Raw genomic sequence first — 12,599 nt, 5'->3', positions numbered from 1 at the left:
GCCGTGCGTCCGGATCGGGGAATGTCAAGGATTAGACAACTCCCGGCGGATATCCTGCTGCCTCGGTGGCGGGTTAGGCGCTAAGGAGTCGGTGGTTTCGGCTTCGGCCTGGACCGCCCTAGCGTGAGAAGCGACCATGACGAAAGCCGCGAGCGGCGACACCAAGAGCACCCTCTACTGTTCTTTCTGCGGAAAGAGCCAACATGAGGTGCGCAAGCTCATCGCCGGCCCGACGGTGTTCATCTGTGATGAATGCGTCGAACTCTGCATGGATATCATCCGTGAAGAGCACAAGATCGCCTTCGTGAAGTCCAAGGACGGCGTTCCGACACCGCGCGAGATCTGCGAAGTCCTGGACGATTACGTGATCGGGCAGAACCACGCCAAGAAGGTCTTGGCCGTGGCGGTGCACAATCACTACAAGCGCCTCAACCACGCCTCGAAGAACAACGACGTCGAACTGGCCAAGTCGAACATCCTGCTGGTCGGTCCGACCGGTACGGGTAAGACCCTGCTGGCCCAGACCCTGGCTCGAATCATCGACGTGCCGTTCACGATGGCCGACGCCACGACGCTGACCGAAGCCGGTTACGTCGGCGAAGACGTCGAGAACATCGTGCTCAAGCTGCTGCAAGCCGCCGACTACAATGTCGAGCGCGCCCAGCGCGGCATCGTCTACATTGATGAAATCGACAAGATCAGCCGCAAGTCCGACAATCCGTCGATCACCCGCGACGTGTCGGGCGAGGGCGTGCAGCAGGCCCTGCTGAAGATCATGGAAGGCACCGTCGCCTCCGTGCCGCCGCAGGGCGGGCGCAAGCATCCTCAGCAGGAGTTCCTGCAGGTCGACACCACCAACATCCTGTTCATCTGCGGCGGCGCCTTCGCCGGCCTGGAGCGCATCATCTCGGCGCGCGGCCAGGCCAAGTCGATCGGCTTCGGCGCGAAGGTGGCGGATCCGGAAGAGCGTCGCACGGGCGAGATCCTGCGCGGCGTCGAGCCCGACGACCTGCAGCGCTTCGGCCTGATCCCGGAATTCATCGGCCGTCTGCCGGTGATCGCCACCCTGGAGGACCTCGACGAGGCCGCCCTGGTGAAGATCCTGACCGAGCCGAAGAACGCCTTCGTCAAGCAGTACCAACGCCTGTTCGAGATGGAGAACATCGGCCTGACCTTCACCGACGACGCCCTGCACGGCGTCGCCAAGAAGGCCATCGCCCGCAAGACCGGCGCGCGCGGCCTGCGTTCGATCATGGAAGGCATCCTGCTGGAGACCATGTTCGAGCTGCCCAACTACGAGGGCGTCGAGGAAGTGGTGGTCAACGCCGAGGTCGTCGAAGGCCGGGCCCAGCCGCTGCTGATCTACGCCGAGAAGAAGGGCGGCGCCGCTTCGGCCTAGGCCGTTCGGCGAAGCTCGCCAAATCGGGCGCGTCCGGCCTCGCCGGGCGCGCCCTTTTCGTCACACGAGACCTTTGTCCGTTGTCACGCTCGGCCCGCGGGGCGCGACCGTTTGAACCGCGTTCGGTGAAACTTGGGCGCGCCGGAGCCGTGGACAGCACGGATCATGCATTGTCGAGCCGCCGGAGGGGCATGTGCATTGCACCTTGGCCGCTCGACCGCGACCCGTCGCCGCTACGAGGCGAGTGTGCTTGAACCGTGTTGCAAAAGGTCCACATAAATAACGAACATCCGCTCAGTCCCGAGCGGACGGGTCGTACGACTCAGGCGCATCGTCTGGGTGACGGCGGCCCGCGTGGCCGAGCGTGAGTGCAACGCGCCGGCCAGGAGTAGAAAGCATCATGTCTGAGATTCGTACGCTTCCTGTGCTGCCCCTGCGGGATATCGTTGTGTTCCCGCACATGGTGGTCCCGTTGTTCGTCGGGCGTGACAAGTCAGTTCGCGCCCTCGAAGAGGTGATGCGCGGCGGCAAGGAGATCCTTCTGGTCACCCAGAAGAACTCGGCCGACGACGATCCGGCCCCCGCCGACATCTATGACGTCGGCGTGCTGGCCACCGTTCTGCAACTGCTGAAACTGCCCGACGGCACCGTGAAGGTGCTGGTCGAGGGCAAGGGCCGCGCGGCCGTCGTGCGCTTCACCGACCAGGAGGCCTATTACGAGGCCCAGGTCGGCGAGGTGAACGAGGACCAGGGCGTTGGCCCCGAGGCCGAGGCGCTGTCGCGCGCGGTCGTCGAGCAGTTCGAGAACTACGTCAAACTGAACAAGAAGGTGCCGCCCGAGGCCCTGGCCTCGATCCCGCAGATCGCCGAGCCGGGCAAGCTGGCCGACAGCATCTCGGCCCACCTGTCGGTCAAGATCGGCGACAAGCAGCACCTGCTGGAAATCTTCGACGTCGTGAAGCGCCTGGAGAAGGTCTTCGCCCTGATGGAGGGCGAGATCTCGGTGCTGCAGGTCGAGAAGAAGATCCGCTCGCGCGTGAAGCGCCAGATGGAGAAGACCCAGCGCGAGTACTATCTGAACGAGCAGATGAAGGCGATCCAGCGCGAGCTGGGCGACCCTGACGATCAGCGCGACGAGCTGATCGAGCTCGAGAAGCGCATCAAGAAGACCAAGCTTTCCAAGGAAGCCCGGGCCAAGGCCGAGGGCGAACTGAAGAAGCTGCGCAACATGAGCCCGATGTCGGCCGAAAGCACCGTGGTCCGGAACTATCTGGACTGGATGCTGTCGATCCCGTGGGGCAAGGCCAAGACCAAGAAGATCGACCTGGTCGAGGCCGAGGCGATCCTCGAGGAGGACCACTACGGCCTGGAGAAGGTCAAGGAGCGCATCCTTGAGTACCTGGCCGTCCAGGCGCGCACGAACTCGCTGAAGGGCCCGATCCTGTGCCTGGTCGGCCCTCCGGGCGTCGGCAAGACCTCGCTGGGCCGCTCGCTGGCCAAGGCGACCGGTCGCGAGTTCGCCCGCATCTCGCTGGGCGGCGTGCGCGACGAGGCCGAGATCCGCGGTCACCGCCGCACCTACATCGGCTCGATGCCCGGCAAGATCATCCAGACCATGAAGAAGGCGAAGACCACCAACGCCTTCGTCCTGCTGGACGAGATCGACAAGATGGGCAGCGACTATCGCGGCGACCCGTCTTCGGCCCTGCTCGAGGTGCTGGACCCGGCTCAGAACTCGACGTTCGGCGACCACTATCTGGAAGTCGACTACGACCTGAGCCAGGTGATGTTCGTCACCACGGCCAACAGCCTCAACATGCCCCAGCCCCTGCTGGACCGCATGGAGATCATCCGCATCCCCGGCTACACCGAGGACGAGAAGGTCGAGATCGCCAAGCGTCACGTCCTGCCCAAGCAGATGAAGGACCACGGCCTAAAGTCGTCGGAATTCGTCGTGCCGGAAAAGGCCATCCGCGACCTGATCCGCTACTACACCCGGGAAGCCGGCGTGCGGTCGCTGGAGCGGGAACTGGGCGCCCTGGCCCGCAAGACGGTCCGTGACCTGGCGCGCGAGAAGCTGGCCTCGATCACGATCGACGACGAGCGCCTGGCCAAGTACGCCGGCGTCCGCAAGTACCGCTACGGCGAGACCGACGAAGTCGACCAGGTCGGCATCGTCACCGGTCTGGCCTGGACGGAGTTCGGCGGCGACATCCTGACCATCGAAGCCGTGAAGATGCCGGGCAAGGGCCGCATGACGGTCACCGGCAACCTCAAGGAAGTGATGAAGGAGTCGATCTCGGCGGCTCACAGCTATGTCCGCTCGCGGGCCCTGCAGTTCGGCGTCAAGCCGCCGGTGTTCGAGAAGACCGACGTCCACGTGCACGTGCCTGACGGCGCGACGCCGAAGGACGGTCCGTCGGCCGGCGCCGCCATGGTCACGGCCATGGTCTCGGTTCTGACCGGCATCCCGATCCGCAAGGACATCGCCATGACCGGCGAGATCACCCTGCGCGGCCGGGTCACCGCGATCGGCGGCCTGAAGGAAAAGCTGCTGGCCGCCCTGCGCTCCGGCGTGAAGACGGTCCTGATCCCTCAGGAGAACGAGAAGGACCTGGCCGACGTCCCGCAAAGCGTGAAGGACGGACTGGAAATCATCCCGGTCTCCACGGCCGATGAAGTGCTGAAGCACGCCCTCACGGGGCCGCTGACGCCAATCGAGTGGAGTGAAGAGGATGAGCCGATTGCTGCAACTGCGAAGGTCGACGACGGCGACAGTGACGCTGTTCTGACCCACTAACAGTAACTTATTGTTGATAACTTAGGCGGCGCGGAGATTTTCCGCGCCGCCTTCGTTTGACGGGCCGTCTGAACCCCGCATACTCCCGGTCKAGCGAAGCGGCGTGAGCTGAAGCCGGCGCCGCCGCTTTCATGCTGGGAGAAGAACATGACCACAAAGGCCGAACTCGTCACGGCGATCGCCGAAAAGGCGGGCATCAACAAGAACCAGGCTAAGGACGCTCTCGAAGCTTTCATCGACGCGGTCACCAGTTCGCTGAAATCGGGCCAGGACGTGCGTCTGGTCGGCTTCGGCACCTTCAAGGCCGTCGCCCGCGCCGCGGGCACCGCGCGCAACCCGCGCACCGGCGAGACCGTGAACCGTCCGGCGTCGAAGACCGCCCGGTTCCAGGTCGGCGAAGGTCTGAAGACCACGCTGAACGGCTGATCCAGTACAAGATTTGGAAGGGCGGGACGCCCGACGGCGTCCCGCCTTTTTCTATGCAGGACTTTCCTGGGCGGACGGGGTATCTCCCACATCCTCGTCCGTCTTGGCTTCGTCCGCCTCGAACGGACCTGAACAGGCTTAGGTCCGATTGGCCTTGGGGCGGTTAGCTCAGCGGTAGAGCGTCTCGTTTACACCGAGAGGGTCGGGGGTTCGATCCCCTCACCGCCCACCAAGATCACCGGCGATGGACTTTCGCCTTCGCCGCCCGCACTGATCGGGCATGGCCGCTCCCGATCCCGCGATCACCGTCACCCGACTGAACTGGACGGACCATGCCCTCGACAAGGTCGAGACGCCGCGCGGACGCCTGAACATCACCCTGGGCCTGGGTTCGGGCCTGGCGCGCCGGGCGGGCGATCCGCCGGGCGTGGTCTGGGCGATCGGGGATCGCGGTCCCAACATCAAGATCGGGCCGGCGGTCGAGGATCATGGCCTGACGCACCTGTCGGGCCTGGCCGGCCGGGAGGGGGCCAAGATCATGCCGCGTCCGGCGATCGGTCCGATGCTGGCCCAGCTGCGCGTCGAGAGCGACGCGGTCGCGTGCCTCAAGGTGCTGCCCCTGCGCGACGCGAGGGGCGTGGGCTTCGACGGTCTTCCCGGTCCCGGCGGCGACATGGCGGCCATGGAGCCGGCCTTCGACCTGTCCGGCGTCGCCCTGGGCCACAGCCTGACCGGCGGCGACACCGAAAGCGTGGCGGCCCTGGCCGACGGGACGTTCCGGGTGGCCGACGAATACGGCCCCTCGATCCTGGTCGTGGCGGCCGACGGCGTGGTCCAGGCGCGCTGGGTCCCGGAAGGCGAGGGCGCGGCCCTGGCGGGGGCGGCCTATCGTGTCGAGGACGTGCTTCCAGCCCTGTCCGCGCGCCGACGCCTGAACCGCGGCTTCGAGGCCCTGGCCCTGTCGCCGGACGAGACGCGGCTGCACGTCATCCTGCAAAGCCCGCTCGCACCGGAAGACGAGGTCGACGCCAGGGGGCTGGGACGCGCCCGGCTCTGGACGCTGGACGCCCGCACCGGGGCGCCGCTGGCCGAGCATTTCTATCCGTTCGACGCGCCGGAGACCTTCCGTCGCGACGCCGAGGCGGGACCCGTCGGGGCGGACGACCTGAAGATCTCGGAAGCCGTATCGCTGGGCGGCGGCGACCTGCTGGTGCTCGAGCGGATCTCGGCGACCACGAAGCTCTATCGCGTGACCCTGGATTCGCCGGTCCTGACCAAGACCCTTGTGCTGTCGACCGACKACTGGCCCCAGATCGAGGCCGACCTGGAAGGCCTGGCGCTGCTCTCGGATCGCGACCTGCTGCTCAGCACCGGCAACGACTTCGGCGTCGAAGGGCGGGCGACGGCCTTCTATCGCGTGACGTTCGCGACGCCGCTTGCCGACAGCGGGCCGGCGGCTGGGCCGGCCTAGGCTGGGCGGATGGCGGAGATGCTGAAACAGCGGGCGTTGAACCGGGCGTTGCTGGCGCGGCAGCACCTATTGGCGCGCGCCGACCTCTCCGTGCCCCAGGCGCTGGACCGGCTGGTCGCACTGCAGGCCCAGGCCGCCGCCGCGCCCTATTTCGCCCTGTGGACTCGCTTGAAGGCCTTCACGCCCCAGGACCTGTCGGTCCGGCTCGAGGATCTCGGCGTCGCGCGCGGGACCCTGATGCGCGGCACGCTGCATGTGGCGATGGCGGCCGATTTCGCGGCGATCCGGCCGCTGATCCAGCGTGGTCTTGACCGGGCCCTGACCGAGGGCGGTGTCTACGGCCGCGCCCTGGCGGGACTGGACCCCCACAAGGTCGCCACGACCGCGCGGGGCCTGCTGCGCCAGGGGCCGCTCACCACGGCCCAGTTGCGCGACGCCCTGGCGGCGCACTGGCCCGATCGCGATCCCCAGGCCTTGGCCATGGCGGCGCGTGTCCATCTGCCGATGCTGCAATTACCCCCGCGCGGCCTGTGGGGACGCGGCGGGCAGCCGACCCTGGCGGCGATGGCCGATCGGCTCGAAGCGCCCGAGCCGAGCCTGACACTCGAGGACCTGGTGCGGCGCTATCTGGCGGCGTTCGGCCCTGCCAGCGTCGCCGACGCCCAGGCCTGGCTGGGGCTCACGCGCCTGGCGCCGGTCTTCGACACGCTCCGACCGTCGCTGGCGGTCTTCCGGGGCGAAGACGACGCGGAGCTGTTCGACCTGCCCGAGGCCGAGCGGCCGGCGGGCGACGCCGAAGCGCCGGTCCGTTTCCTGGGCGAGTTCGACAACGTGCTGCTGGGCCACGATGACCGGACCCGGATCATGTCGGCCGAGCACAAGCGCCGGCTCTACACGGTCAACGGCGTCGTGCGCGCGGCCGTGCTGGTCGACGGCTTCACGGCGGGGCGCTGGCGCATCGAGGACGGCAAGGCGGCCTCGGTCCTGCATGTGGAGCTGTTCGCCAAGGTCGCCAGGCCTGTCGCCAAGGCCCTGGCGGAAGAGGGCGAGCGCCTGCTGGCCTTCGGCGCCAAATCCCCCGGCGGTGATGTCCGGATCGAGATCGCCGACGACTAGGGGGCCAGCGCCTCGAGCTTGGCCGCCGCGTCGCGCGCGGCTTCGTCGGCGCGGATGGCCGCGCCCAGGGCCTCGGCGGCGGCCTTGAACCCGGGTTCGTCCAGCAGGCGGCGCACAGCCGCGACGATGGCGTCCGGGCTCGCGTCGGCCGGCAGGGTCAGGCCGGCGCCGCGATGGGCGACGCGGGCGGCGTTGTCGTTCTGGTCGCGACCCATCGGCAGGCACAGCAGCGGGACGCCGGCCGTCAGCGGTCGCAGGGTCGAGCCGTGGCCGGCGTGGGTTACGAATAAGGCCGTGTCCTTCAGCAGGGCGCCGTGCGGGGCGCTGCGGACGACAGCGACGTTGGCGGGGGCCGCGAACTCGGCGGGATCGATGGTCGGGCCTGTGGTCACCACGCCGCGCACCGGCAGTTGGCCCAGAGCGTCGATCACCGCCCGCAGGGCCGGCTCCTGCGCCTGGTAGAGGCTGGAGAACGACACCACCACCAGCGGCGCGTCGCCGGGCGGCGGCGTGAACGGCCGAGCCCAGGCCGGATCGGCCAGGTAGGGGCCGACATGGGCGAAGGGAGCGGGCAGGGGATCGGGCGCGAAGTCGAAGGCCTTGCTGGTGGCCAGCAGGATGGCCTGGGCGACATCCAGTTGGGCGAACAGGTCGTCCAGCGGCGCCAGGCCCAGGGCGGCGCGCGCGGCGTTCAGGTCGGGCAGGCCGGCCTGGAAGAAGGTCCGGCTCATCTGGCCGACCATGGCGTGCATGCCGCGTTCCTCGTCGCTGGTCGCCGGCAGCATGCCCGCCCCGAACGGCGGCGCGCCGGGCAGGGTCGGCAGCGACCAGACATTGGCCGCCAGCAGGGCCAGCGGCAGGCCGCGGACCTCCGCCGCCGCCATCGGGCCCAGCAGCAGCTCCTGCGAGACGACGACGTCCGGCGCGAAGGCGTCGATCGTCGCCAGGGTGTCGGTGGCGTAGGCGAGGGCGGGGCCGGCCATCACGCGGTCCAGCAGGCGCTGGATGACCGCCAGCGGGTTGTCGGCCTCGTGGTCCTTCAGGCGGTCGTCATCGCGGGTCTTGCCGGTCTGGAAGGGGGCGGTCGTCCAGGCGTTGAAGGGCACGTCCAGGGCCGCGGCGTCCGGCGCGTTGCAGGGATCACTGAGGACCAACACGGCGTGGCCGCGCGCCGCCAGATCGCGGGCGACCAGCAGCATGGGCTGCACGTGGCCGCCACCTTCCCAGGTGGTGAAGAGAAACCGCGCCATCAGAACTCCCGACCGCATCCGCGTTCCCTGCCTACGCGGTCCAGGCGAGCCTTGCCATAAGCGATCAAAGTGATATCATTTTGACATCAACCCTGGAGGGCTCCATGTCCGACGCGCCGAATATCAACCGATCGACCGAACGCGCCTTTGGCGGGATCGGCGGCGGGCTGCCGCTGCTGTCGCTTCCCCTGATGCTGATCGCCGCCGTCTGGTGCTTCAAGCTTGGCGGGCCTCCCGGCGTCCTGGGCGGGGCGGGGCTGATCGTGCTGTTCCTGCTGACCAGCTGCGGCTTCTATTCGCTGCAGCCGAACGAGGCCTATGTCGTCACCCTGTTCGGGACCTATGTCGGCACCGATCGCCGGACCGGCCTGCGCTGGGTGTTGCCGTGGTACGGCCGCAAGAAGATCAGCCTGCGGGTGCGCAACGTCACCAGCGAGACGTTGAAGGTCAACGACAAGCGCGGCAACCCGATCGAGATCGCGGCCAACATCGTCTGGCGCGTGTCGGACACCGCCCAGGCCCTGTTCGACGTCGACGACTACGTGACCTTCGTGAACATCCAGATCGAGACCGGCCTGCGCGAGACCGCCTCGCACTACGCCTACGATCACGACGACAGCGGCGAACCCACCCTGCGGGCCGACGCGGCCCATGTGGGCGACCGCCTGGAGAAGGACCTGCGCACCCGGATCGCCGTGGCCGGGGTGGCGATCGACGAGGCGCACCTGATGCACCTGGCCTATGCGCCCGAGATCGCCGGCTCGATGCTCAAGCGTCAGCAGGCCGAGGCGGTGCTGGCGGCCCGCCGCACGATCGTCGCCGGCGCGGTCGGCATGGTCGAGCACGCCCTGCAGCAGCTGAGCGAGCGCGACGTCGTCGTCCTGGACGACGAGCGGCGGGCGGCGATGGTCTCGAACCTGCTGGTGGTGCTCTGCGCCGACCGGGAGGCCCAGCCCGTGGTCAACACCGGCACGCTCTACGGCTGATCCGGTGCCCGCGTCCCCCCCAGAGTCGCCGAAAAGCGGCCGCCGCGCGTTTCTGATGCGTGTGCGTCCCGAGGTGCTGGCCGCCGTCGAAGCCCTCGCGGCGGCCGAACTGCGTAGCGTGAACGCCCAGGTCGAAATGCTGCTGCGCGAGGCCCTCTCGCGCCGTGGCGTACTGCGAGCGCTGGACACCGGTTCAGCTTCGGAGGAACCTCCGTCCCCGTGAGTGTCTTAAGGCTCTGCGACCGTCACGACGGACGCGGCTGACAAGCGAGGTTTCCGGCGTGATGGATTTGCGGTTTGATCAGCTCTCGACGTTCGGCGAGGCGGAAGAACCCCTGTTCAAGGCGGTCCGGTCCGCCGGAAAGCCGATCAGGCTGGTCGACACCACCATGCTGTACGCGCCCCGCAGCGGCGGCGTGCGCCGCTACCTGAACTCGAAGCGGACCTGGATCGCGGCGAATCGGCCGCAGGTCCGCCACACCCTGGTGGTGCCCGGTCCGCGCGACGCGCATGACGGTCACGGACGGGTTTCGATCTACGCGGCCCCGCTGCCGTTCGGCGACGGCTATCGCTGGCCGGTGGTCAAGAACGCCTGGATGGAGCGGCTGATCCGCCAGCGTCCCGACATCATCGAGGCCGGTGATCCGTACACCCCGGGCCTGGCGGCCCTGAAGGCCGGCGACGCCCTGGGCGTGCCCGTGGTGGGCTTCTGCCACACCGACCTGGGCGCCCTGGCGGCCCTGCACATCGGCGAGTGGGCCGAGAAGCCGGTCCAGAAACGCTGGGCGGCGATCTACAGTCAGTTCGACCAGGCCGTGGCCCCCAGCCAGTTCATCGCCGGCCGGCTGATCGAGGCGGGCGTCAAGGACGCGATCGGCCTGCCGCTGGGCGTCGACACCGAGATCTTCAATCCCCATCGCGGCGACCGCGAGGCCCTGCGCCGGCGCCTGGGCCTGACCAGCCGCCATCGCATCCTGGTGTTCGCCGGGCGTCCGGCCCGCGAGAAGAAGCTGGATGTCCTGGTCGAGGCGGTCGAGCGCCTGGGCGACCCCTATGTGCTGCTGTTMGTGGGCGCCGGCGGCGGCGCGCCGTCCAGCGACCGGGTGATCTGCATGGACTACCAGCGCGACCCGCAGAGCCTGGCCGCCGTGCTGGCCGGCTGCGACGCCTTCGTCCACGCCAACGACAACGAACCCTTCGGCCTGATCGTGCTGGAGGCCATGGCCTGCGGCCTGCCGGTGATCGGCGTGGCGGCCGGCGGCGTGGCCGAATCCGTGGACGAGACCGTCGGCGCCCTGGCCACGGCCTCGGAAGCCCGCGCCTTCGCCGAGGCGGTGGAGTCGGTGTTCGCGCGCGACATCGTGGCCCTGGGCCAGGCCGCCCGCCTGCGGGCCGAGCTGCGGCACGGCTGGGACCCGGTGTTCCGCAAGCTGTCGGCGATCTACGGCCGCCTGACGGGGTGCGCGGCGTTCGAGGACACGGCCCAGCCGGCCCTCGAACTGGTCGGCTTGAACTAGGCCGCGGCCTGGGTCAGCCGGCCGCGCACCTCGGCCAGGATCTCGTAGGACCGTTTCCGCGCCGCGTGGTCGTGGATCTGCGAGGCGGCCATCAGTTCGTCGGCGCCGGTGGCGTCCAGCACCTTCTGGATCTTGGCGCGGACCGTCTCGGGCGAGCCGATCGCCGAATAGCGGAAGGTATGGTCCAGGCCCGCGATCTCTGATTCCGAGGCCACGTCGCGAATGTCGTCGACCGGCGGCGGCAGCAGGCCGGGATTGCCGCGCCTCAGCGCCACGAACTGCTGCTGACTGGACGTGAACAGGCGGCGGGCCTCCTCGTCGGTGTCGGCCGCGCAGACCCCGATGCAGACCAGCACATAGGGCTGGGCCAGGGCTTCCGACGGCTTGAAGGTCCGCCGGTAGATGGCGATGGCCTCCATCAGCTGGTCGGGCGCGAAGTGGGCGGCGAAGGCGAAGGGCAGGCCCAGGGCGGCCGCCAGCTGGGCGCTGTAGGTGCTGGAGCCCAGCAGCCACAGCGGCACGTCCTGGCCTTCGCCCGGTACGGCGCGCACGGACTGGCCCGGCTGGGCCGGCTTGAACCAGGCCTGCAGCTCGACGACGTCCTGGGCGAAGCTGTCGACCGCGCCCATGTAGCGGCGCAGGGCCCTCATGGTGGCCTGGTCGGTGCCCGGCGCGCGGCCCAGGCCCAGGTCTATGCGGCCGGGATACAGGGCGGCCAGGGTGCCGAAGGCCTCGGCCACCATCAGCGGCGCGTGGTTGGGCAGCATCACCCCGCCCGAGCCGACCCGGATCGTCGAGGTGCCCGCAGCCACGTGGCCGATGACCACGGCGGTCGCGGCGCTGGCGATTCCCGGCATGTTGTGGTGCTCGGCCAGCCAGTAGCGGTGATAGCCCAGCCGCTCGGCGTGGCGGGCCAGGTCCAGGCTGTTGTGGAGGGCTTGGCCGACGGCGGTTCCTTGCGGAACGGGGGCCAGGTCGAGGACGGAAAAGGGCAGGGGATGAGCGTGCGACATGCACGCTAGATCGGAACGCGAGGCGCGAACCTCAAGGCGACCGGTTCGTACTAGCGTCGACGTGGCGATCGGCGCAGGAATCGTCGTGGACAATCGCGCCGCCCGGGCGGCGAACGGAGACGCTCATGGCGCTGAAGTGCACCCATCTGGATCAGATCCAGGACGTGACGCCCGGAACGGCCGGTTGCGAGGAGTGCCTGAAGACGGGCGACGCCTGGCTGCATCTGCGGCTTTGCCGGACCTGCGGGCATGTCGGCTGCTGCGACCAGTCGAAGAACAAGCACGCCACCAAGCATTTCAAGGCCACCGGCCACCCGATCATCGAAGGTTATGACCCGCCGGAAGGCTGGGGCTGGTGCTATGTCGACGAGGAGTTCTTCGAGTTCGATCAGCCGACCCCGCATCCGGGGCCGATTCCGCGATTCTATTGAGGCGCGGCGAATCCCTGGGCGGGGGCCCAGGGGCGGGATTTGGATTTTCGTGTCGAGGACGGAAGGAAGTGGCGCGAATGACGGGACTTGAACCCGCGACCTCCGGCGTGACAGGCCGGCGCTCTAACCAACTGAGCTACATCCGCGTCGGGCGCGAACGAGTGTCCGGCGCGGTCGTTCCTTAAGCCAA

10 protein-coding genes and 2 tRNA genes are annotated in these 12,599 nt (G+C 68.6%); 9 read left to right on the top strand and 3 right to left on the bottom strand.

Features of this window, described 5'->3' with window-relative positions; translation table 11 throughout:
- The first annotated feature begins 136 nt into the window (after positions 1-136).
- The 6 genes from clpX (at position 137) to AC1U89_RS16825 (ending at position 7,212) form a co-directional block, all read left to right on the top strand.
- Positions 137-1,399 (top strand): ATP-dependent Clp protease ATP-binding subunit ClpX, encoded by a 1,263-nt coding sequence (gene clpX, locus AC1U89_RS16850; protein ID WP_029913277.1) that lies wholly within the window; start codon positions 137-139, stop codon positions 1,397-1,399.
- Positions 1,400-1,799: 400 nt separating this feature from the next.
- Positions 1,800-4,199, top strand: coding sequence for an endopeptidase La (lon, locus tag AC1U89_RS16845; protein ID WP_479900825.1), 2,400 nt, complete (start codon positions 1,800-1,802; stop codon positions 4,197-4,199).
- 147 nt (positions 4,200-4,346) lie between these two features.
- Complete coding sequence (locus tag AC1U89_RS16840) at positions 4,347-4,625, top strand: HU family DNA-binding protein (RefSeq protein ID WP_479900824.1); 279 nt, start codon at positions 4,347-4,349, stop codon at positions 4,623-4,625.
- A 157-nt stretch (positions 4,626-4,782) separates the two neighbouring features.
- Positions 4,783-4,857: transfer RNA gene (locus AC1U89_RS16835), tRNA-Val, on the top strand.
- Between the two features lie 48 nt (positions 4,858-4,905).
- Positions 4,906-6,096 (top strand): esterase-like activity of phytase family protein, encoded by a 1,191-nt coding sequence (locus AC1U89_RS16830; RefSeq protein WP_479900823.1) that lies wholly within the window; start codon positions 4,906-4,908, stop codon positions 6,094-6,096.
- Between the two features lie 18 nt (positions 6,097-6,114).
- Positions 6,115-7,212, top strand: coding sequence for a winged helix DNA-binding domain-containing protein (locus AC1U89_RS16825; protein WP_479900822.1), 1,098 nt, complete (start codon positions 6,115-6,117; stop codon positions 7,210-7,212).
- On the opposite strand, the gene AC1U89_RS16820 is transcribed toward AC1U89_RS16825, so the two are convergent.
- Complete coding sequence (locus AC1U89_RS16820; protein WP_479900821.1) at positions 7,209-8,462, bottom strand: glycosyltransferase; 1,254 nt, start codon at positions 8,460-8,462, stop codon at positions 7,209-7,211. The genes AC1U89_RS16825 and AC1U89_RS16820 overlap by 4 nt on opposite strands.
- A 104-nt stretch (positions 8,463-8,566) precedes the next feature.
- On the opposite strand from AC1U89_RS16820, the gene AC1U89_RS16815 reads away from it, so the two are divergent.
- Together AC1U89_RS16815 and AC1U89_RS16810 are read left to right on the top strand one after the other, a co-directional pair.
- Positions 8,567-9,448, top strand: coding sequence for an SPFH domain-containing protein (locus tag AC1U89_RS16815; RefSeq protein ID WP_479900820.1), 882 nt, complete (start codon positions 8,567-8,569; stop codon positions 9,446-9,448).
- Positions 9,449-9,732: 284 nt separating this feature from the next.
- Positions 9,733-10,965 (top strand): glycosyltransferase family 4 protein, encoded by a 1,233-nt coding sequence (locus AC1U89_RS16810; RefSeq protein WP_479900819.1) that lies wholly within the window; start codon positions 9,733-9,735, stop codon positions 10,963-10,965.
- Here the strand turns inward: AC1U89_RS16810 and AC1U89_RS16805 are convergent.
- Positions 10,962-11,978, bottom strand: a complete 1,017-nt coding sequence (locus AC1U89_RS16805; RefSeq protein ID WP_479900818.1) for an LLM class flavin-dependent oxidoreductase — start codon at positions 11,976-11,978, stop codon at positions 10,962-10,964. The two genes, AC1U89_RS16810 and AC1U89_RS16805, sit on opposite strands and share 4 nt — an antisense overlap.
- Positions 11,979-12,103: 125 nt before the next feature.
- Between AC1U89_RS16805 and AC1U89_RS16800 the strand changes: the two genes are divergently transcribed.
- Complete coding sequence (locus AC1U89_RS16800) at positions 12,104-12,409, top strand: UBP-type zinc finger domain-containing protein (RefSeq protein WP_479900817.1); 306 nt, start codon at positions 12,104-12,106, stop codon at positions 12,407-12,409.
- Positions 12,410-12,478: 69 nt separating this feature from the next.
- Here AC1U89_RS16800 and AC1U89_RS16795 read toward each other — a convergent pair.
- Positions 12,479-12,555: transfer RNA gene (locus tag AC1U89_RS16795), tRNA-Asp, on the bottom strand.
- Positions 12,556-12,599 lie beyond the last annotated feature (44 nt).

This window comes from Caulobacter sp. 05T431 (assembly GCF_056665975.1).
Note: the sequence above shows the minus strand (reverse complement) of the source record. Positions and strands in the feature narration are given on the sequence as shown.